Source organism: Nesterenkonia alkaliphila, assembly GCF_009758175.1.
Taxonomy (GTDB): domain Bacteria; phylum Actinomycetota; class Actinomycetes; order Actinomycetales; family Micrococcaceae; genus Nesterenkonia; species Nesterenkonia alkaliphila.
This window is the reverse complement of the sequence record NZ_WRPM01000084.1, coordinates 1-20740: the sequence shown is the minus strand read 5'-3', so window position 1 is coordinate 20740 and position 20740 is coordinate 1. Positions and strand designations below refer to the sequence as shown.

13 protein-coding genes are annotated in these 20740 nt (G+C 63.9%); 8 read left to right on the top strand and 5 right to left on the bottom strand.

What is annotated here, in order from left to right; translation table 11 throughout:
• The coding region (locus GNZ21_RS15985) for a hypothetical protein (protein WP_232532826.1) at window positions 1-180 on the top strand (180 nt) is incomplete at its 5' end.
• A 196-nt stretch (window positions 181-376) separates the two neighbouring features.
• On the opposite strand, the gene GNZ21_RS11675 is transcribed toward GNZ21_RS15985, so the two are convergent.
• The 4 genes from GNZ21_RS11675 to GNZ21_RS11660 all read right to left on the bottom strand — a co-directional run bounded on the left by GNZ21_RS11675 (window position 377) and on the right by GNZ21_RS11660 (window position 4192).
• The gene (locus GNZ21_RS11675; protein WP_157324552.1) at window positions 377-826 is read right to left on the bottom strand and encodes a hypothetical protein; all 450 of its coding nucleotides are present in this window, start codon (window positions 824-826) and stop codon (window positions 377-379) included.
• Window positions 827-1009: 183 nt separating this feature from the next.
• On the bottom strand, window positions 1010-2056 hold the full coding sequence (locus GNZ21_RS11670; protein WP_157324549.1) for an ABC transporter ATP-binding protein: 1047 nt from the start codon (window positions 2054-2056) through the stop codon (window positions 1010-1012).
• A gap of 7 nt (window positions 2057-2063) precedes the next feature.
• Entirely contained in the window at window positions 2064-3002 is a 939-nt protein-coding gene (locus GNZ21_RS11665; protein WP_157324547.1) for an ABC transporter permease, read from the bottom strand.
• Between the two features lie 74 nt (window positions 3003-3076).
• Window positions 3077-4192: a hypothetical protein gene (locus GNZ21_RS11660; RefSeq protein WP_157324545.1), complete on the bottom strand. Its 1116-nt coding sequence runs from the start codon at window positions 4190-4192 to the stop codon at window positions 3077-3079.
• Between the two features lie 40 nt (window positions 4193-4232).
• Here GNZ21_RS11660 and GNZ21_RS15715 point away from each other — a divergent pair, with 40 nt between their 5' ends.
• From GNZ21_RS15715 to GNZ21_RS11650, 3 genes are read left to right on the top strand one after another with little or no spacing between them, the layout of a single operon-like run.
• Window positions 4233-5450 (top strand): glycosyltransferase, encoded by a 1218-nt coding sequence (locus GNZ21_RS15715; RefSeq protein ID WP_188503808.1) that lies wholly within the window; start codon window positions 4233-4235, stop codon window positions 5448-5450.
• Window positions 5447-7162 (top strand): asparagine synthase-related protein, encoded by a 1716-nt coding sequence (locus GNZ21_RS11655; RefSeq protein WP_188503809.1) that lies wholly within the window; start codon window positions 5447-5449, stop codon window positions 7160-7162. The genes GNZ21_RS15715 and GNZ21_RS11655 overlap by 4 nt, the downstream gene beginning before the upstream one ends.
• The gene (locus GNZ21_RS11650; protein WP_157324541.1) at window positions 7155-7667 is read left to right on the top strand and encodes a hypothetical protein; all 513 of its coding nucleotides are present in this window, start codon (window positions 7155-7157) and stop codon (window positions 7665-7667) included. The genes GNZ21_RS11655 and GNZ21_RS11650 overlap by 8 nt, the downstream gene beginning before the upstream one ends.
• Before the next feature lie 6 nt (window positions 7668-7673).
• Here the strand turns inward: GNZ21_RS11650 and GNZ21_RS11645 are convergent, their stop codons facing one another.
• Window positions 7674-8933: a sugar-transfer associated ATP-grasp domain-containing protein gene (locus GNZ21_RS11645; RefSeq protein ID WP_157324539.1), complete on the bottom strand. Its 1260-nt coding sequence runs from the start codon at window positions 8931-8933 to the stop codon at window positions 7674-7676.
• A gap of 87 nt (window positions 8934-9020) precedes the next feature.
• Between GNZ21_RS11645 and GNZ21_RS11640 the strand changes: the two genes are divergently transcribed.
• The 4 genes from GNZ21_RS11640 to GNZ21_RS11625 all read left to right on the top strand — a co-directional run bounded on the left by GNZ21_RS11640 (window position 9021) and on the right by GNZ21_RS11625 (window position 20659).
• Complete coding sequence (locus GNZ21_RS11640) at window positions 9021-12335, top strand: chromosome segregation SMC family protein (RefSeq protein WP_188503810.1); 3315 nt, start codon at window positions 9021-9023, stop codon at window positions 12333-12335.
• Between the two features lie 106 nt (window positions 12336-12441).
• Complete coding sequence (locus GNZ21_RS11635; RefSeq protein WP_157324535.1) at window positions 12442-15141, top strand: acylphosphatase; 2700 nt, start codon at window positions 12442-12444, stop codon at window positions 15139-15141.
• Window positions 15141-16283 (top strand): ATP-grasp domain-containing protein, encoded by a 1143-nt coding sequence (locus GNZ21_RS11630; protein ID WP_157324533.1) that lies wholly within the window; start codon window positions 15141-15143, stop codon window positions 16281-16283. The genes GNZ21_RS11635 and GNZ21_RS11630 overlap by 1 nt, the downstream gene beginning before the upstream one ends.
• Window positions 16284-16297: 14 nt before the next feature.
• A complete protein-coding gene (locus GNZ21_RS11625; RefSeq protein ID WP_157324531.1) occupies window positions 16298-20659 on the top strand; it encodes a CapA family protein in 4362 nt (1453 codons plus the stop codon).
• Window positions 20660-20740 lie beyond the last annotated feature (81 nt).

Below are 20740 nucleotides of genomic sequence, written 5' to 3'. Positions count from 1 at the left end.
TACGCCACTACGCACGCGACCCAGAACTCGCCGCCGAACTCACCGGACTTTGAGAAAGCCCTGTACATCGCCCCGCAGCGATTTCCGTACCTGATCTTCTACGTCGAGCAACCTCAGCTCATTCGAGTTGTGAGAGTGCTGCATACCAGCAGTAACATCGACCACCGCTTCTCGACCTAGCCAAGCGCTGAAGGCTCAAGACCGTTGGGGGCGTTCAGCCAGACATCGCTGAAAACGCTCCGTACGAACATGACCAGGTGGAACCACCCGTCGCTCAAGTTCGGCCGACTCCCGGGTGGACCACACAGCGAACCGCCTGATTGTCTCTTTGCTCACGGCGCGACGTTCTACAGTTCACTCAATCCTTGATGCCGCTCTACGCGAGTTTCTCTAGCCGCTGTTTGATCCGGCTGCCTTCACGACGATCCGGCGGGCAGATAGCGAGCCACCGTCGAAGCACTGCAATCTCATCATCACGCTGACCAAGTTTGCGGCGGATGATCGCAGCCTGTTCTGTGTACCAAGGCGCGGGCTCACGTCCTTGGCGGGCCGCTTCGGCACCTTGAATCGCCGCGTAGCAGAGCACCAGTGCGTCTTCCATTCGACCATCGCGCTTGAGCTGCTTAATCGGCTCGACGAGCTGAAGATAGTGGACGCCGCGCACCATACCAGCTTCAGAGGACGCTGCTCGAGAACCACCGTTCGCGAGCGCATCGGCGACCATTTTGTTGATGTCAGCCTGGTGTGCTGCGAACTTGGCGTCTATGCCATGGCGCTGGGCAAGGCGGGCGACGGCATCCTTCGCGAAGGTCGTCGTGCCGGTCAAATTGACCAGATCCTGTTCGCCCCCTGGTGAGTGGATGGCCTCAAGGCGTGGGGTGTGCGGACCATTCGACGCCGCTCCGGGCGTGGACGTCGCGACCTTGTTCCCGACATCGATATCGGAGACCGCCGCTCACGTCACGGACCGTTGACAATGTATCGAAGAACTACAGCTAGCGCGCGGAGCTCAGCCGGCCTTGGTGGGACGGGTGCCTTCTTCGAACTCGACCTGCACCGGGGAGAGCTTCAGCAGGGTGCGGTCATAGACGATCTGCGCTGAGCGCATCCGCCCGCTGGACTTATGGTCGGTGTACTCCTCGTACTGGGAGCACACCCATTCGGGGTCCCCGTCGGCGAGCATCCGGCCCTGCTCAATCCAGATCACCCGGGTGCACATCTGCTTGATAGTGCCCAGGGAGTGGCTGACCAGGAACACACACCCGGCCTGAGCTCGGACCTCGTCCAGTCGCTTCTTGGTCCGGGCGCGGAACTGGGCATCACCGGTGTTCAGCGCCTCGTCGATGAGCAGAATGTCCGGGTCCACCGCGGTGGCGATGGCGAACTGCAGGCGGGACTGCATACCGGAGGAGTAAGCCTTCAGCGGCATATCCAATGCGTCCTGGAGTCCAGAGATCTCCACGATCATGTCGAACCGCTCAGCGGCCTGTTTGGGGCTCAGCCCCATGGCCAGACAGCCCAGCCGGATGTTCTCCCGCCCTGAGATCTGCCGCACCAGGGCGGCGTTGACGCCCAGCATGATCGGCGTGGAGGTGGCGTAGACCTCCCCGCTGCTGGGCCGGATCTTGCCGGTGAGCAGCTTCATCAACGTGGACTTGCCGGAGCCGTTGGTGCCGATGACACCCACGGTCTCCCCGCGGTTGACCACAAAGCTGAGCCCCTCCAGTGCAGGAATCTCCGCCCAGCCGGAGCCGAGCACCTTCTGCACCTGCCGGGAGATCCGTTTGGTGTTCTTCCTGTGCTCACTGTTGGAACGGATGCGGTAGACCTTGGATGCGTTGTCCACCACCACCGAAACCTTGGCGGCGTCGATGGTCTCCACCTGCGGGGCAGCCTGGGTCAGGGGGGCGGCGTCCCAGGCGATCTCTTCGATCTCGTCGAAGCCGAAACCCTCGTCGAAGGCCTCAGGGTCCAGGTCCAGGGCCTGACTGCCCTGTGTGTTTGTGCTGAGCCAATTGGCCCGCCGCGGGGTGTAGTTGGGGGTCGGTGTGCTCATCGGCTGCTCAGCGCTCCCGTCCGTAGGTCTCTTCCCCACGCCAGAAGATGATCATGCCGATGACCATGGCACCTGCAGCCCAGCCGCCCAGCACCGCCCAGCGGAAAGGTTCTCCGATGCCGTCGTACATCCAGGCATCTCGGATGATGTCCAGCACGCAGAAGGCCGGGTTGAAGTGCATGACGGTCATGATCCAGTCGTGCCCACGGTCCGCGAAGCGGTCCACGCTGAAGATCACCGCCGAGGCATAGAACCACAGCCGCACGCCGATGGAGATGATGTGCTTCATATCGTTGAACTGCGCCACCAGGCGGGCCAGGACAAGGCTGATGCCGGTCATCACCAGCAGGGCCAGGAAGATGGCCGGGAAGAACATCAGCCACTTCCAGTCCAGGGTGATGGGAGCCCGCTCCATATCCCCAATCTGATAGTCCCCGATGAAGTACACCAACAGCGCCATCACCACGAAAGTGGGCACTGTGGCGAAGAGCTCCCGGATTGTGGATGAGATGGGCAGGGTGGCCCGGGGGAAGTTGAAGGACTGCACCACGTTCTGGTTGCTGGCGATCGAATTGGAGCCGCTGACCACCGCGCCCTGGATGAACCGGAAGGTCAGCACGCCGATGATCAGGTAACCGATGAAGTTCACCACACCGCGGTGGGTCTCCAGGATGTAGCCGAAGATGAAGAAGTAGACCGCAGCCTGCAGCAGCGGGTTGAGCACCATCCAGACCCGCCCCATCGAGTCGAGATTGTTCTGCGAGGAAGTGCGGGCATGGGCGTCGTACTGCAAGAAGTGCCGGAAGCGCCAGATCTCGCGCAGATACTGGAAGAAACCAGGCCGGGCTCCGACCCGCACCAGCTTGCTGCCGTCCATCTGCACAATCCGTGCCGGACCCAGCTCGAAGCGCGGCGTATGCCGCTGTTCAGCAGCCGGTGCTGCCATAGATGTTCCTCCCGAATGAAATGCGTACCCTGCTCACTGAACGGGGCAAAGCGCGGCCCAGTCTACCAACACGCTCAGCCATCATCGTCGTCCTCCGCGCCGAGCACGGGCACGATCTGCCGGTCCCACTGCTCAGCGCGCAGCCGGAGCAGGTGGGTGAGATCCGCCATCGCCCGCCGGCGCTGACCGAACGCCGGGTAGCGGTGAATCCGGACACTGGCCCGTGGGTCAGCATCAAGCACCACCGCACCCTCTGCGGAGTTCAGGTCGGCTGCCACGAGGTCGATTCCCGCAGCCCCCAGGCCGGGGACCGCCTCAGCGGCCTGTTCGGCAAGGGTGACAAGCTCGGGGCAGACCTCATCGGTGATGTCATAGGGCAGACCCCCGGTACCCATCCGGCCCTCCTCCTGCAGCAGCCGCAGCTCACCGGCTGGGAGCACCTCCTCGGTCTCGGGAGCCCCGGGCAGCGGGGTGAGCGCGTCTGCCGGCGGAAGGTTGGCGCGCAGCAGCGGATTGCGGCCCCGGTGCTCCAGGGCGGCAGCCAGCAGCTCGCCCACGGTGCGGGACCCGTCTCCGACCACGAACAGCGGCACCCGCAGCGCCACGGCCCGGGCGCTGCCTCCGACCACGAAGAACCGCAGGTTCAGCCCGTCCCGGAAAGGCTCCACCACCACGCCTTCGGTGGATGCGGAGCCCCTGGCCGAGACTTCCAAGGCCTCCTGCCAGGCGGCATCGAAGGTCTCAGCGGTCACCCGGAAGCTCAGTCCACGTCCGTGCCGGACCGTATCCGGCTTGAGCACCCATTCGCCGCCGGCCGCCACCTGCTTCCGGGCCTGGGCGGAGTTCTCAGCGGAGAAGAGCTGACCGCCGGCCACCGGCAGCCCGGCTGCGGCGGCATAGGTTTGGAACAGCGTCTTGGAGGAGGCCGCCTCCAGAGCCTGGTCACTGACCAAAGTGGTCAGCCGGCCCTGGCGCCCGCCCACCACGGCGCCGTTGTACAGAAATGCCGCAGTATTGCGGCGGAAGCCGTGAACCAGGATCCGCCGGTGCCGCAGCCCGTAGTCCATGGTCTGGTTGTGCCTGACCGCCCTCGGATAGCTGTTCAGCTCCTCCCAGCGCGGCAGCACCTGCTCAGTGATGAACCGCCCGATCGGACGGCGGGCATCGGGGACGGAGGACGCGGCAGACACGATGCACAGCTTATAAGGCCCAGCCGATAAAGTGGCGGTGATGAACACGACCCACCACCTGCGGCGCCGGATCGGAGCCCTGCGGCAGCGCGTGACCGGAGCTGATCTGGCGGCGCTGCGCACCCAGCTGGCGGAGCTCTCCGGGGAGGTCAGCACGCTGGCCGCCCAGCTGCAGCAGACCGGCCACCAGCCGGTCCAGCATGCGCAGGTGACCCTGCTCTCCGATCTCCGGCTGCCCGGGGGCACCACAGCCTCCATTGCTGAGGAGGTCCGCGCCCAGGCCGAAGCAGGGATCACCACCGCCCTGATCCACGCCCAGTCGGAGATCACCAGCACCGCCACCGGGTTCAGCAGGCACATCCAGCCGCTGCTGGCCCTGCCCGGGGTCCACGTGGTCTCCCCGCGCGCTCAGCTGCGCACCCAGCTGCTGGTCATCCGCCATCCGCAGGTCATCGCCACCGCTGCTGCACAGTTCCGAGGCATCACTGCCGAACAGGTGGTGATCGTGGCCAACCATCCGGCCGCAGACTCCCATGCAGCGGAGCAGTACAACGTCGCGGCAGCCGATGCAGCGGTGCGGCAGCGGTTCGGCACCGCACCGGTGTGGGCGCCGATCAGCCCGGTGGTCCGAGCCAGCCTCACAGAGCAGTCCCATACCGTCCAGCTCGCTGAACAGGACTGGGTCAACATCTTCGGCACTGAATTGACTACCAGGCCACGGACCGGCTTCGCCGCTGGAACACCAGTCATCGGCCGGCACTCGCGGCCGCAGAAGGAGAAATGGCCCGAGGCGCCCGAACCGATCCTCGCCGCCTATCCGGACAGCCCCGACTACCGGGTGGAGATCCTCGGTGGTGCGGAGATCCCCCAGCAGATGCTGGGATACACCCCGCAGAACTGGCAGGTGCTTCCCTTCGGCGCCGAGGAGCCCGCCCGCTTCCTCCAGGGCATCGACTTCTGGGTCTATATGCATCATCCGGGCTGGCGGGAGGCCTTCGGCCGGGCAATCATCGAGGCGCTCGCCGCCGGCTGCCTGGTAGTGCTCCCGCCGTATCTGGAAACCATCTTCGGCGACGCTGCCCGCTACGCCGAGCCGCACCAGGTCCGTCCCCTGGTGGACCGGTACTGGGAGGACAAAGAAGCGTTCCTGGAGCAGTCCCGGCGTGGCCAGCAGTTCGCCGCAGCGCACGGCCCCCAGCGGCACCTGGCGCGGCTGGCCCAGCGGGGGATCGGCGCCACAGGGGAGTCACAGCCATGAGTGTCAAACCGCTGCCGCCCACCGCAGTCTGCGGAGTCCTGGGGCGGATGACCGAGGCCCATCGGCAGCGGGCCGATCAGATGGCGGAGTTGGCTGAGGCCGAAGGGGTCAGCTGGGCACCCTCCTATCTGCTGCCCGGGCTGAGCCTGCGCGTGAACGCAGCAGCAGTGGTTCAACGCGGTGAGCGCCACCTTGCCGGGGCATGGAACGCCGGCGGCCGCCTGGCGGCCTCCCTCCTGGAGCAGGAGTGGCCCGCCGCGGCGCGTCAGGCCGATGCCTGCGGGATCCGCGCCGCGGCCCGAGGCACTGGGGTGGTCCACGGCAGCGTCTCCGGCTGCCAGGTGCTCTATGTCCACATCACCGGGGGAGCAGTGTTCTTCTCCACCCGGCTGCGCTGGCTGGCTGAGACAGCCGGCACCCTGAGCCCCGACTGGCAGGCCTGGACCGAAATCATCAGCTTCGGGGCACCGCTGGCCGGGCGCACCACCTTCACGGAGATCCGCCGGCTGGGCCCTATGGAATATGTGGAGGCAGAAGCCTCCGGAACAGTGCAGCTGAAGCAGCAGCACTGGCCCTGGGAGGACTACGCGCCCCAAGCCCGAACAGATATCGACGCCGCCACCCAGGACACCGTCGAGGCCATGGCGGCGCTGATGCGCCCCCATCTGCACAGCCCGGCCAATCCTATGCTCTCCGGCGGCAGGGATTCCCGGATGCTCACCGCGCTGGCTCGGCGCGAGGCAGCGGACCCCGGTGCGCTGACCGCTTGGTCCACCAGCTCGGACGCCGGATCCGCCCTGGAGGAACTGGTAGCGGCACAGGTGGCCGCAGAGCTGGGCCTGCAGCACCGGATCATCACCGGACGCTACAGCCAGTTCGGCCAGGATTTCGCCGAGTACGCCGACGCCGTGGACCACCAGTCCTCCCTGCACTTCTGGCTGATGCCGGTGGCCCGGCAGCTGCGCAGCAGCCCAGGCGCAGTCTTCGACGGAATCGGCGGCGGAGTGCTGCTAGGCGGCGGGTTCGCCGACCCGCGCCATGCTGAGCGGATGAACACCCAGGAGCTGCTCTCCGCGCGCATCCAGGCCCGGGCACGCTATCTCACCGAGGCCGAGAGAGTGTTCTCACCAGGTGCCGCTGCAGCCCTGCGGCGCCGGGCGCAGGCCGGGGCGCTGCCGCTTGCTGAGCAGTACCTGGGCCACCCGAACGCCCACACCCTCACCTCCTACCTGATCCGCACAGCCCCGAGCGTGGCCCCGGCCCCGGCAAAGGTGCTGGGCGGGGCACAGCCGGCGGTGATGCCCATGGTCAGCGACCAGGTGGCCCAGATTGCGCTGAGCCTGCCGCATGAGGCCAAAGCCGAGGGCGCCTGGTACCCGGCCCTGCTGGCCGCCGCAGACCCCAGGCTGCGCGGAATGCCCACCGCCGATGACCTCACCGGCACCCGGCACCATAAGCGCCGGATCGCTGGCCGGGAGGCCGCCCGGGAGCTGGCCGGACTCATCCGCGGCGGACCGGCAGCGGATCTGCTCTCCGAAGGACTGCGGGCTGCTGACCCGGCGGAGCCGCAGGGAGTCATCACCTGGCAGCGGCTGCTGAGCACCCAGCGACCCCAGCACCTGATCCGGGGCCTGGCCATGCTCACTCTCTGGCTGCAGGACTACGCGGAGCAGCTCACCGACACCGAGGTCAGGAGCATCAGCCATGCCTGACAAACCGATCCAGACCAGCTGGTTGGGCACCCGGGTCCTGCCGGCGGCACATCGTGCGCGGCGGGCAGCGCGCAAAGCGGTCCGTACCGCCCGCAGCCGGCTCCGGCCCAGTATCGGTTCCCTGGGCAGCACAGGGCTGGATCTGCCGACCACTGATCTCACCGCTCCGGGCGGCCCGGGGCAGGTGAGGCGGTGTGACGTCGTCGTAGTCTCAGTGCCCGCCGGGCAGCAGGGGATCCCGCAGCCCTGGCTGCCGGTGCTGATTGCGGCCGAACGGCATAGCGTGCCCACGGTGCTGCTGGTGACCGCAGCAGAGGAGCTGGATCAACCCCTGGCCGCGGTGGTCACCCACCTGGCGGTCACGCAACAGCCGCTGCTGCCCCAGGTGCAGGACTTCGCCGGGGCAGAGCGGACCGCACGGCTGGAACCGGGCTCCCCGCCTCGGGAGCAGACCGCGGCCCTGCTGGCGCTGACCGGCACCCACACTCCGGTGGAGAAGGCCTGAGCGAGCCTAGACCACGCCCCGGGCGCGGTAGTAGGCGGCGGCCCGCGGGTCGGCCAGCAGGGGCCCATGCACCTGCAGCACATTCATTCCGGAGTTGATGTTCGCCTCCAGGATCACTGGACCGCTCTCAGTGATCACAATGTCCCAGCCGATGTACTCCATGAACGCCAGCCGTTGGGCCGCCTCCAGGATCAGCTCCTTGGTCTCCGCCCAGAACGGCACCTGATGGCCTTCGATCTGCGCCCCGGAGTCCGGATGGGCGCTGAACCAGTGCAGCTCATTGCCTTCCGGAAGCTGGGCTGCAGCAGAGAGCCGGCCGGTCTCTAAGTCCACATTGGCCGAGAGCCCGCCCTTGGTCCAGTTGTCGATATGCCCGGAGCGCTCCGAGCCGATGCGCTGGGAGGCGCGCAGGATGAAGGGGGAGTGGTCCCCGGTGACATCCGGCATGGTCAGCAGTCGGATGGTATTGGTCGAATGCGGGTTCAGCTCCGCCTGGGCGCTGTGCTGGGTGATAGCAGCCTCAAAGAGCACCGGGCGCGGGAAGTCCCGGACCCAGGCGGTGATCTCCTCCAGACTGCTGGGCGCCCCGTCCAGCCGGTAGCCGGCCTCAGTGAGCTTCAACGACCGCACCCCGTTGGCCTCAGCCCCGTGCAGCGGTTTGACGAAGATGTGCCCCCGCTCCTGAAGCGTTTCGGCGAGGAACTGCTGCAGCGGAACGCGGCGGTTCTGCGGGAATGGGTGCACATAGCCGCGGGTGTGCAGGCCCAGCAGGTCCACCACATCGGAGTCCAGGCCCAGGCTGCGCACCAGCAGGAAGAAGGAGAACTTATTGTCCAGCACCTCCTGCAGATGCGGGTTGACCATCCGCTTGGTCCGGAAGTAGCGCTGCACATCATTGATGTAGAGGGCGGGGTCATTGCCCTCTTCCAACCCGTAGAGGGTCACCGACCGGGAGAGGAAGCCCTTGCGCCACCAATCGGGCTTGCGGTTGGACCAGTCGGTCTCCCAGCGGAACTCCTTGCGCAGGAACCGGCGCCCGGCCCCGAACTGGCGGCGCCGGTACCGGTAGGTCTTTGCGGCCCGGGAGGGAATGCCCTTGGGATCCTTGAGGTTCTGCAGCGCCCGGCCGGCAGCGCGCTTGGCAAAGCCGGGCCGGACGAATCCGGTGCTGTACCGGGGCGGCGCCCCCTCGCTGAGGTCCGGGTCATCCTGCTGCTCAGCGTCCTGATACTGCTCGTCCTCATAGGCGGGGGGCTGTTCATGCATGAGGCGATGCTACCGCCGATGGGGCAGAATAGTGGGCATTGTCCGCACTGGGAACCGCAACGAGAGCTGAGGGGAGGCCGCGCCAAGGTGCATCTGAAGACCCTGACCATCCGCGGCTTCAAGTCCTTCGCCTCGGCCACCACCTTCGAGTTCGAGCCCGGGGTCACCGCTGTGGTGGGGCCCAACGGCTCGGGGAAGTCCAATGTGGTCGATGCCCTGGCCTGGGTGATGGGGGAGCAGGGAGCCAAGTCCCTGCGCGGCGGCTCCATGGAGGATGTCATCTTCGCCGGCACCGCCGAGCGCCAGCCGCTGGGCCGGGCCTCGGTCTCGCTGACCATCGATAACACCGACGGCGCTCTGCCGATCGACTACACCGAGGTCACCATCTCCCGGACCATGTTCCGTTCCGGGGGATCCGAGTACACCATCAACGGCACCAAATGCCGGCTGCTGGATATCCAAGAGCTGCTCTCGGACTCCGGGCTAGGCCGGGAGATGCATGTCATAGTGGGCCAGGGACAGCTGGACCAGATCCTGCAGGCCACTCCTGAGCAGCGCCGCGGGTTCATCGAGGAGGCCGCAGGGGTGCTCAAGCACCGGCGCCGCCGGGAACGCTCAGTGCGCAAGCTGGAGTCGATGCAGACCAACCTGGAGCGCCTGGAGGATCTCATCGGAGAGATCTCCCGCCAGCTGGCTCCTCTGGGCCGGCAGGCTAAGGTGGCCCGCCGGGCCCAGCGAATTCAGCATGATGTGCGCGATGCGCTCTCCCGGCTGATCGCCGATGACCTGGTGGCTGCCGCTTCCGCTCTGCACGCCTCCTCCCAGGGGGAGCAGGAAGACCACGACGCCGCCGGACGGCTGAAATCTGCCCTAGCTGACTACGATGCCCAGCTCACCGAGCTGAACACTCAGGCTGAGGCCCAGCGCAGCCGGGCCGAGAAGCTGGCCGGCGGCCATCATCGGCTCTCCCAGGCCCAGGAGCGGCTGCGTTCAGTGGCATCTCTGGCCGCCGAACGAGCCCGGAATCTGCGCAGCTCCACTGCGGAGGAGAGCTTTACAGGCCGTGGCCCCCAAGCGCTGCGCGAACAGGCAGAACAGGTGGCAGCAGAGGCGCAGGCTCAGCGCAGCGCGGTCGAGCAGGCCCAGCAGGCCTTGGAGCAGATCGGCAAAGCCCGGGCGGAGGCGGAGGAGGCGCTGAAGGCTGAGGAGACCCGGATCACCGAACAGCTGCGCGCCGTGGCGGACCGGCGGGCGGGTCTGGCAACTTTGCAGGGCCGGGTGGAGACGGCCCAGGGCCGGGCAGATGCCGCCGGGTCCCGGCGTCGTCGTGCCACCCAGCAGCAGGAGGCCGAGCAGGTCTCCTTGGAGAACTCGCAGGCCGAGCTGGCCGAGCTGGAGCAGCGGATCGCTGAGATCGAGACCGGAGAGGCGCAGGTGCAGCAGGACTACCAGGCCGCTCAGCAGCACTACCAGCAGCGCAAAGCCGCCCATGACGAGCTGGTGGCCCAGCAGCGTCGGCTGGAGATCACCGTCAGTGAGACCAGAGCCAAGCTCTCCGCCCTAGAGTCAGCGATCGCTGCCGCCCAGGAGCCGGTCAAGCTCAACGAGCCCGGTGCCGCTTTCAGTGTGGAAGTGGTCCAGGCCGACCAGCGGATTGAGGGCTCGCTGCGCAGCGCCCTGGTTGATGTGGTGCTGGTGGATGACAAGAGCTTCGGCACCGAGCTGGTCAGCAGCGGAGAGGCTGCAGCGGCACTGGCCCTGGACAAGGTAGTCATCAGACAGGGCGAGCGGATCAGCGGAGACTCCTCAGGCCGTTCCCAGGCCACGCTGAGTGAACAGGTCGAACAGCTGCACCAGACCCTGGCTGCCGCGGAGCGAGAGCTCGAGCAGGTCAGCGGGCAGGTGCAACGGAGCCAAGCCGAGGTCGGCGCAGCCGAGCTGGCGGTCAACGAGACCTCGGATGCGGTGCAGGTCAATCAGACGGCGCTGGCCTCAGCGGGGGAGCAGCTGGCTCGGCTGAAGCGGGAGACTGGCCGCGCCCAGGAGCGGATCGCGGGCTTCACCAAAGAGATTCAGGAGGCTGAGGCCTCGGCAGCTGATGCGGCTGAGCAGCTGCGTGAGGTCACCGCCCGGCTTCAGGCCGCTGAGAATGAGGATCTGGTGGAGGAGCCCTCCACCTCCGAGCGAGACCGGCTGTCCGAACAGGCCTCCGCCCAACGCCGGGATGAGGTGGATGCCAGGCTGGCCCTGCGTGCCGCTGAGGAGCAGCATAAGCAGCTGTTGGACCGTGCTGCCGGCCTGCGCCGCTCGGCTCAGTCGGAGGAGCACCGCCGGGAACAGGCAAGACGGGCCGCTGCGGCGCGCAGCGAGAAGGCCGAGCAGGCTGACCAGATCGCCCAGGAGGCTCACGAGGCCGTAGAGGGTATCGAGGAGCAGCTGGCGGCTGTGCTGGAGGCCAAGGAGGGTGCCCAGCGGCTGCATGCGCAGCTGAAGTCCCAGGCCGCTGAGATCCTTCAGGAGCGCACTGGGGCCGCCCAGCAGCTGGAGGAGGTCACCAACCGGCTGCACCAGGCAGAACTTAAGCAGACGGAGCTGCGCCTGGCCATGGAGGCCGCTGAGGCCCGGGCGGAGGAGGAGCTCAGCCTGACCCCGGAGTACCTCATTGAGCACTACGGCCCTGACCAGCCGGTGCCGGAGACCGAAGCCGATGAGGACGACCTCGCCGCGGCGGTGCCCTACGTGCGGGCCGAGCAGGAGCGGCGCCTGGCGGCTGCCCGCCGGGATCTGAAGGCTCTGGGGAAGGTGAACCCCCTCGCCTTGGAGGAGCATGCAGCGCTGGAGGAGCGGCACAGCTACCTGCAGGGTCAGCTGGCCGACCTGAAGAAGTCCCGCCAGGACCTGCTGGACATCATTGCCGAAGTGGATTCCACAGTGCATAAGGTGTTCTCTGAGGCATGGGAGGACACCAGGGTGCAGTTCGAGCGGGTCTTCGCCCGGCTTTTCCCCGGTGGCGAGGGCCGGATTGAGCTGACCAATCCGGAGGATATGCTCAACACCGGTATCGAGGTCCATGCCCGGCCGCCCGGCAAGAGGATCCGTCGGCTGAGCCTGCTCTCCGGGGGTGAGCGCTCGCTGACGGCAGTGGCCCTGCTGGTGGCGATCTTCAAAGCCCGGCCCAGCCCGTTCTACGTGATGGACGAGGTAGAAGCTGCACTGGACGACACCAACCTGTCCAGACTGCTAGTGATCTTCGAGGAACTCCGGGAGAGCTCCCAGCTGATCGTGATCACCCACCAGAAGCGCACTATGGAGATCGCTGACGCCCTCTACGGGGTATCCATGCGACAGGACGGCTCCACTCGTGTAGTGTCCCAGCGGCTTCGACAGGAGACCGCCGCATAGGACCCGGGTGCCGCAAGTGAAAAATGAGACAGCAGTGCTAGGATCAGCTGAAGCTTTTTCGGCCCGGAACGGCTGACGTCGACGTTTGAAAGCACAGCACTAATCCATGATCCAGACCACCCTACGCATCACCGAGTCGCGAGCCCTTTCGTACCGGATTCCGGAGACCCGCTCCTCACAACCAAAATTTGTCAACTATGCAGTAGCGCTGACTGCTGAGGCCTCAGATGGCACCATCTCAGAAGGCAGCGGTGAGGGTCAGCCACGCGGTTGGATGACCGGTGATAATGCCGGGAACTCCTGGGGGTTCCTCTCAGAGGTCATCCGCAGACTGGAATCCGTTGAGCTGGATATCAGCAGCACCGCCCGGGCGGTCACCAGTGTTCAGACCCAGATGGCAGAGTTCTTCACGCTGGCAGAACAGCGTTCCCCCGACTCGGTAAACCGGCACCCTTTTCGTGGCAGCCTGCTGGCTGTTGAGACGGCACTGCTCGATCTCACCGCCCGAGCCCTCTCCGTGCCGCTGACTGCACTCATTACAGAAGGCGCCGGTGCTGACACCGCTGGGGACTCAGACCTTCCCCAGGAGATCGCCGGCCCCGCCGCTGGGGCAGAGAGCAGCGACGAGTTCCAACGAGCAGCGCGCAGACCCTTTGACTGGGAGCAGGACACGGTCCCTGTGGCTCAGCACGATGATCTTCTCCAGGCCCTGCTCATCCTGGAAACTGCCGTACGCCGAGCCGATCACTCCCAGGGTGTGCTGGGCCTTGACCTGGGTGGCCTGCTGGACATGCGGGCCGGCAAGGCCTTCGTCCGCCGGGTAGTGGCACTGGCGGTGCAGGGAGATCTCCCCAAGCGCGTCATTCTGGAACGGGTGCTGCCGCGCCATCACCGCGGCCGGACACAGCTGCTGCAGGATGAGGCCGACGCCGCGTTGAGAGCATCAGGCCGCAGGGACATCACGGTCGAGCTGCACCACCAGTGGCGCTACTGGGATCACCAGACCCCCAGCCGGCAGCTGCAGGTCTCCGGCCGTCCCTCAGTCCAGGTGATCCGGCCCACCCAGTATGGGAGCCTGCTGCGCACAGCAGAGGCGGTGGAGCGGATCTCTTCGGAGCACCCGGAGGCGGTGCTTCTCTTGGCGGACTTCCCGGGCGCGACCAGTCTCAGCCGGGCTGCGCTGCGCAGCCTGGCGCGCGCCTGCCCTGGAGCCCGTGCGCACATCACTGATGCTGCAGACGGTGGAGAGTACCCTGTTGGCGCGCCTCACGGGGCCGATAGCGGGCACGGTGTTGCTCTGGCCTATGAAGCCATTGTGGGTGATGTCCGTGAGATGACCACCTACCCTGCTCCGCCACAGCCCACCTATGAGGGCAGGCCTGTAGCGGTCTACCATGATGTCGATCACCTCCATCCGCTCGGGCCCAACGGTTCCAAAGGGCACCTGTTGGAGCGTCAGGCCTTAGCTTTGGGGCTGAGTACCACCCGCTACTCCAAGGGCGCTTTCCGTGCCGGTGACGGGAGTCGGGCCCCCTTGATCTTCAAATGGTCTCGCAACCCGCTGTCCTCGGCGGCGTCGTTGGCTCTCTCCACGCATAAAGAGGGAACACGAATGCAGCTGCAGCGGGCTGGGGTGCCGGTGCCCCAGGGGCGGACTTTTGCCAATGGGGACTTTGCCACTGCCAAGCAGTTCGTGGACCGCATCGGCTATCCCGTGGTGGTCAAGCCTGCGATGGGCGTTCGCGGTATCGGCGTGGTGGCTGGTATCCAGAACGAACAAGAGCTGGAAGCGGCTTTTGACATCATGGCTTCATCCAAGCTCGGCAAGCAAGACTTCATCGTCGAGAAGCACATCAACGGCCGTGACTACCGCATAGTGGTGGTGGGGGACGAGGTCATCGCAGCCATTCAGCGCGAGCCGGCCTCCGTATTCGGCGACGGGGAGAGCACAATTGCAGAGCTGCTCCTGAATAAGAACATCGCCCGCAAGCGAAACCCCCACCTGTGGGCAAGGCCGGCTAAGTACGACGCCGCGGCTCGCCACGAACTCAAGAAAGCGGGGATGACACTCTCATCTGTTCCCGCCCAGGGGGAACGGGTGCTGCTGGCTAATACCTGCAGCCTCTCTCAGGGCGGAGACTCCATTGATGTCCTAGATGAGCTGCACCCCAGCATTATTGAGGCATGTATCAGGACGGTCAACGCGATCCCCCAGCTGGAGTACTGCGGGGTGGACTTCCTGTTGGAGGACCACACCAAGCCGCTGGACCAGCAGGACGCCGGGATCTGTGAGCTCAACGCCCACGCTGCGATCGGCAACTGTGAGTACCCGATGTTCGGTTCCGGGAAGCCTGTGGCAGAGACCGTTATGCGAGCCTGCATTGACCACTACGGGCTCACCGCCCGGTCTGAGCCGGCTGAAGAAGTGGCCCTGCACCTGACTATTCGGGGCAAGGTGACCGGGGTCGGCTTCCGCAAGTGGCTCCAGCGTCGAGCCCGCAGCTCCGGGCTGACCGGGTGGGTGCGCAATGTTGACCGCAAGACAGTAGAGGCTGTTCTGGTCGGCGAGACTGTTGCTGCAACGGCCGTGGCGGCGGCGACTATCCTGGGTCCGCGTGCGGCAGTTCCGACTAGCTATGTGGCTCAGCACGTTGAGAAGCCGGATGTAAGGGATTTCGTGATCCGAGAAGACACTGCGGTGAGGGTCAAGAACCTGGCGAAGAAGGTGACGGTCCAGGCCGGCAGAGAAGCCCGTCGCCTGAAAATTTACCGCCCTAAGAACGCCCAGGAAGCAGGTGCTGCATGATGGACCGAGCACTCCGCGACGGATACGAGGTACACCGCAGCGCCCTGGCGCATGGCTATGACGTGGTGCTGCTGCCACGTCAGGTGATGGAGGTGGAGCACGAGCCGACTGGCGTGAAGACAGCCTTCAGCCATGGAATTCCTCAGCAGACCACTCTCGCTGCGGTCACCTATGCCCAGGATGTGCGGATGCGCCGTGACATGGTGATGCGTGCCGGATACGCAGTGCCTACAGGTGCAACCTTCTCCATGGGCGGCAGCCTGAAGGCAGCTTTCCGCTACGCAGAGGAGAAGCTGGGCTTCCCAGTGGTGATGAAACCTGCCGTCGGGGACAACACCATTGATGTGATCAGCGGAATCAATAATGTGGAAGAGCTCCAGCGTGCTGTGGAGTTCTTCTACACACCCCCTACAGAGCGTCCAGGATACACACGCGCAGCCTACGCGCTGACCGAGCTGCGTGAGCCTGGAATCACAGAGGATGGGCGCGTTGTCGTACCGCCCGGTTACCGGTTCCTGCTCGAGAAGCAAGTGGCGGGAGAGTACCTGCGCTTTCTGGTGCTGGACGGAGAAATCATCAACGTGCTGCACTGCCCGGATGGTCCTTGGCGGTCCTCACCTGAGGCAATCCGGGACATCACCGCAGAGGTACACCCCTCTCTGAACCAAATCGCGGCGGGAGTGACAGCAGCAATCCCCGGGATCAGTCTTGCTGCGATTGACTTGGTGGTCGCTGATCACACCAAGCCAGCGGAGGCTGCGGATGCCCCCGTCGTGGAGTACTCTGAACGTCCATGGCTTCAGGTGCAGCACGCATGTGATGCGGCACTGGCCCAACAGCTGGCCGACCGGATCCTGGCCTTCGGCTTGGACAGTCCGCTCACGGACCTACGTTCTACGGTGCGGGTGGAATTCCAGATCTACGGCAGCGTCCATCCCCAGGACCTGCTCGTTGCACTGAGCGAGGAGTTCGCTGAGGCTGAAGTCTCAGGGCGTGCGGAGCTGGAAGACCAAGCGATGGGCACCATCACCGGCGAGGTGACCGGAGACCCCGCCGAGATTGCACGCATCATGGAAGAACTGCTCGACACCGGGATCCGCGGCCAGCGCGCCATGCTGGTGGAGACCCGGCACGCGCCCTGATTGAGAAGAGAAACATGCCTGAGCTTGTCATCTCCCGTGTCAATACCCTCGATTACCGGATGCCGCTTAAGCGCCCCTACGGAACAGCACGAGGCGTGACCAAGTCGTCGAAGAACTTCTTGGTGCGACTGTTGGCCGAATACAACGGGGACCGTCTAGCGGGCGTGGGAGAGTCTCAACCAAGACATCGTCTGACCGGGGATATCTCGATTGACGTCGCCTGGGGTTTCTTACAGACTGCCGCCGAAACTCTGCCAGGGCGAGCGTTGGATATCACTGACGCGCTATCGGCGGTGGAATCTGTACGTGCGGTGATGTCTGAACTTGCAGTGCTTGCTCAGTCCAAGGCAGATGAGCGAAATGCTGAGAAACCGTTTCGTGGGACGCTGCTAGGGATTGAGGTCGCCTTGTTGGACCTCGTGTCGCGTGCACTTGGCCTGCCATTGTCTCAGGTTCTTGGCGAGCAGCGGGATGAGGTTGCGATCACCGTCTCGACTCTGTCTACCCAGAATTCGCCGGAGGCGTTTCGGCGTAAAGTCGGCGGCCAGAAACGCTACCCGATGGTTCGGGTCAAAGGCGTAGGAGAGTTCGACAAGGACACTGAACTGCTGCGTATCGTCCATGAGGCAAACTTGGCTGCAGGGCGCACTAAGAACATCTGGATGGACAACAACGAAGGCTTTGATGTAGATGAGGCCAAGCGGTTTATCACTCATATCGCCGAGGAAATCAGCGCCGATCGGCTTCCCCCAGTCATTACGATCGAGCAGCCGATTCATAAATCTGTGGGCGACCGACTCCCCGAGCTCCAAGCGCTGGCCGATGAGTTGACTATCGCTCGAGGCTTCGGTGAGATTCGTATCATGCCGGATGAGAGTCTCTGGGATGTCCAGGATGCTCATCTGGTCACCGGCAAGCATGGCTGCCGGGCTCTCAACATCAAGACCGCGAAGGCAGGTGGTCTGCTCGCGAGCCTGGATTTGGCCAAGAAAGCCGTTGAGCTCAAACCAGAGGTCAACATTTGCATTGGGGGAATGGTTGGCACCAGTGACATCACCACCTGGTCGCTGATCAGTCTGGCCAAGACGCTTCCCCGAATCGACTACATCACAGCAGTGCCGCCTGGGAATGTGGCAAAACGCATCTCCGCGCCCCTGACAGCATTCAAGGATGCAGAGAGCAACGTACATGCCGATCCAGGGCTACCCGGCATCGGCGGTGCCCTGGATGAAGAGGCAGTGCGCAGCTTCGTTCATCGTCAGGCGTGGTTTCCTAAGGGATCCGGTCCGGACGATGATCCGTTCGGGGCTGAGAAGCGAGTGACTCTGCACGCACCACCCAAGTTTCACGCGGGCCCCGACCAGGTTTTCCGAGTGCTCTTCATGGGGGACTTCCACTATGGGGAAAGTTACATAACCGGTGGTGGGACCGTTCTTCCTGAGCGAGGCTATGCAGATGGCACCAAGTACTTGAAGCAGTTTATCGATCGCGCTGACTACACTGTCGCAAACCTGGAGACCCCAGTTGTCGACCCGAAGCAAATTGAATCCCCTCTGGAAGAGAAGAGGTTTCTGCACTGGTCCGACCCGAAATGCGCTCCTGCGGCACTGAAAGACTTGGGGATTGACGCCGTCAGTCTGGCCAATAATCACACCCTGGACTATGGACGGGAAGGGCTCAAGCATTCTCTCCAGGTGCTACGTAGAGCTGGGGTCGAGGTTTTTGGTGCGGGGAAGAACCTAGCCGCAGCTCAGCGACCCCTTCACATCGGACTGCCGAAAGGCCTCGGTGGAGGAAGTATAGCCGTTCACGGGTCGATGCTGGGGCCAAAGAATTCTAGTTCTGGTTTCGATCCGTTTGCCAAAGAATCGCAGTCTGGATGCGCACCATTCTCCAGTACGCTCGCTGAGCGTCCCAGTGGCAACGGAGCTGCCTTCCACCTCGAGGTGGCGTTTCCCCACTGGGGCCCGAATTACAAATGGCGGACCCCTCGTCAGCGCAGGGCAGCACAGGAACTGCTCCGTGATAACGCCGACTTGATCATCGGACACGGTGCCCACTGCCTTCAAGAGTTCGGCCGCTACCAGGGGAAGTGGGTGGCCTACGGCATTGGTAACAGCCACTTTCAGGCGCAGGGCCGTTTTGAGACGTTTGTCGCTGAGAACGGCATTTTGCCATACAGCTTCTGGACCATGCTGACCGTTGAGGTCGAGTCGAATGGGGCGACGCGGGTCTTTGCCCGCTTCTATCCAGTGTATTCGGACAACAAACGTACAGACTTTCAGCCTCACCCTGTGGTCGAGGAAGACTTCAACCAGATCGTCCAGGTGTTGTATCGACGCGATGCACAGCACTTCGAGACGAAGAACATCACGGGTGGGGCAGACGATCTCGGTCTTTTCCTGCAGATTGAAATCAAGAGGTGTGAGGCACCTGAACCCGATTCTGGGCCGGATATCTCGGCACGGGTGCGCGCTGGCTTGAAGAAGATTCCTGGTGTTCAGCGTGCCGTACGCAAGATTCGTAGCCGCGGAGGTCTGCCGTCACAGTCGTCACGTCAACGACCCGCAGTGGAGGAGGACTCTGGCCTTCTTTCCGGTCCAAGACGCTCGACCCAGGAAGAGCCGACCGGCGACGCGCGGTTACTTGATCTTGTTAAACGTGGGCGTACTTTGGGCACGCAACTCATTGCTGATCGCGCTGCTGCCGACGGGGCTGAAGTGCAGTGGTATGGGGGAGCAACATGTGCACTTGCCTGGGAGGATAAACGCATTCTCCTGCAGGGGAACAGGGCCACAGAATCCTCTGTTGGTGCGGGAATCATCAAAGACAAGTACCTCACCAAGACGTTCCTTCAGAAAAGTGGAGCCCGCTCACCCGAGGGGTACCTCGCATCCACGGCAGAGGAGGCCGTTGGCATTCTTCAACGGATGGGGCGACCAGTGGTGGTCAAACCCCGCGCAGGCGACAGAGGTCGGGCTGTCACAGTCAACGTTCAGGAGGAACAGGCAGCTCGTGTAGCCTTTGAACGAGCTGAGAATGACGCCAGTGGCGGAGTCCTGGTCGAAGAGTACATTAAGGGTGTCGAATACCGGTGCCTCGTCACCCAGGACGAATGTATGAGCGTTGTGAACCGGGCACAGGCCTATGTCGTCGGAGATGGCCGAAGTACTATCGAGCAGCTCATTAACGACAAGAATAAAATCCGTCGAGAGAATCCCTATCTTCATAAGAAGCTGATTCCGACAGATGAGGATACAGCTCGTTACCTCTCGCAGCAGGATCTCAGACTGAACTCCGTACCGGAGCCTGGCATAGAAGTCTTCGTGCGCCCCGTTGGCAACTTCAGTCAGGGGTCCGATGTTGTTGAGTGCTCAGACACAGTCAGTGAAGACCTGAAACACACCGCAGTTAAGGCTGCCCAAGCCATTCCAGGTATGACATGGGCTGGGGTCGATGTGGTGGTCTCGTCCGAATCCGGTCTGGCTTATGTGCTCGAAGTGAACTCGAACAGTGGTATTGGGTCCCATCATTTCCCGATGAAAGGTGAAGCGAAGGACATTGCTGAGCGCATATGGAAAGAACGTCGATGCCGCGCGTCAGCTGACACAACTGGTGAACCTCAGGTCCCCGCACTCCGTGAAGATCCAGAGTATCTAGGGCAGTCCGGATCCCGCCTCTCGGATCTGCTACGAAGTGCTCTCACAGCAGAACTTGACTATGGGGTCGAGCATCTTGGTGGGGGTACATATGAGGTTTCGAAGGCTGGTGTGCCGATAGAGTGGCTCAGAGGCTGCAGCACCACCCAGGACCTCTCCGCAGTAGGTGCTGTTCTGAGTCGTCACGGTACAGTTCGACGAATTTTAGAAGCAGAGAAGGTGAACCTTGCGCGGGGTCGCCGAGTCCGCACACACCAGGATCTGGCAGAGTTTCTTACGCAAATAGACGGCTCTGTCGATATTGTGGGATACCTACGGGGCTGGGGAGGCGCTCGGCGTCAAACTTTCACCGCAGAACGAGTGGAAAGTGCTGCTTCGCTTCTGCGTAAGTCGGGATCACTTGTTGTTCAGGAGCACTCGCAAAGTAGCCGATTCACCGTCGTGTGTTCGCGTGACGCTGCACTTCTGGTTCTCGGGCAAGGAGATGAACAAAGCGTAGCCCAGCAGCACCTAGGAGAAGTCGCTGAGCTAGCAGTGAGGGCGGTGCGGGCAGTTCCCGAACTTCGCCGGGCTGCGGTCGATATCGCGATAGTTGAGGAGGACGGTGGGGATCAGGTCTATGTAGAGGGACTCTCGTCTGATCCCCTGATGTCCGAAGGGTCAGCAGTTCTCGCAGGGTCTTTGCGTTCGTTTGCTGAGAACGTGATTTCACGTTGAGCCGTGGATCAAGGAACAGAGGTACGAGCGTCGAATCCTTCCTTGATCCGACCGTTCCATTTTTCCTGATGGGTGAAGTCA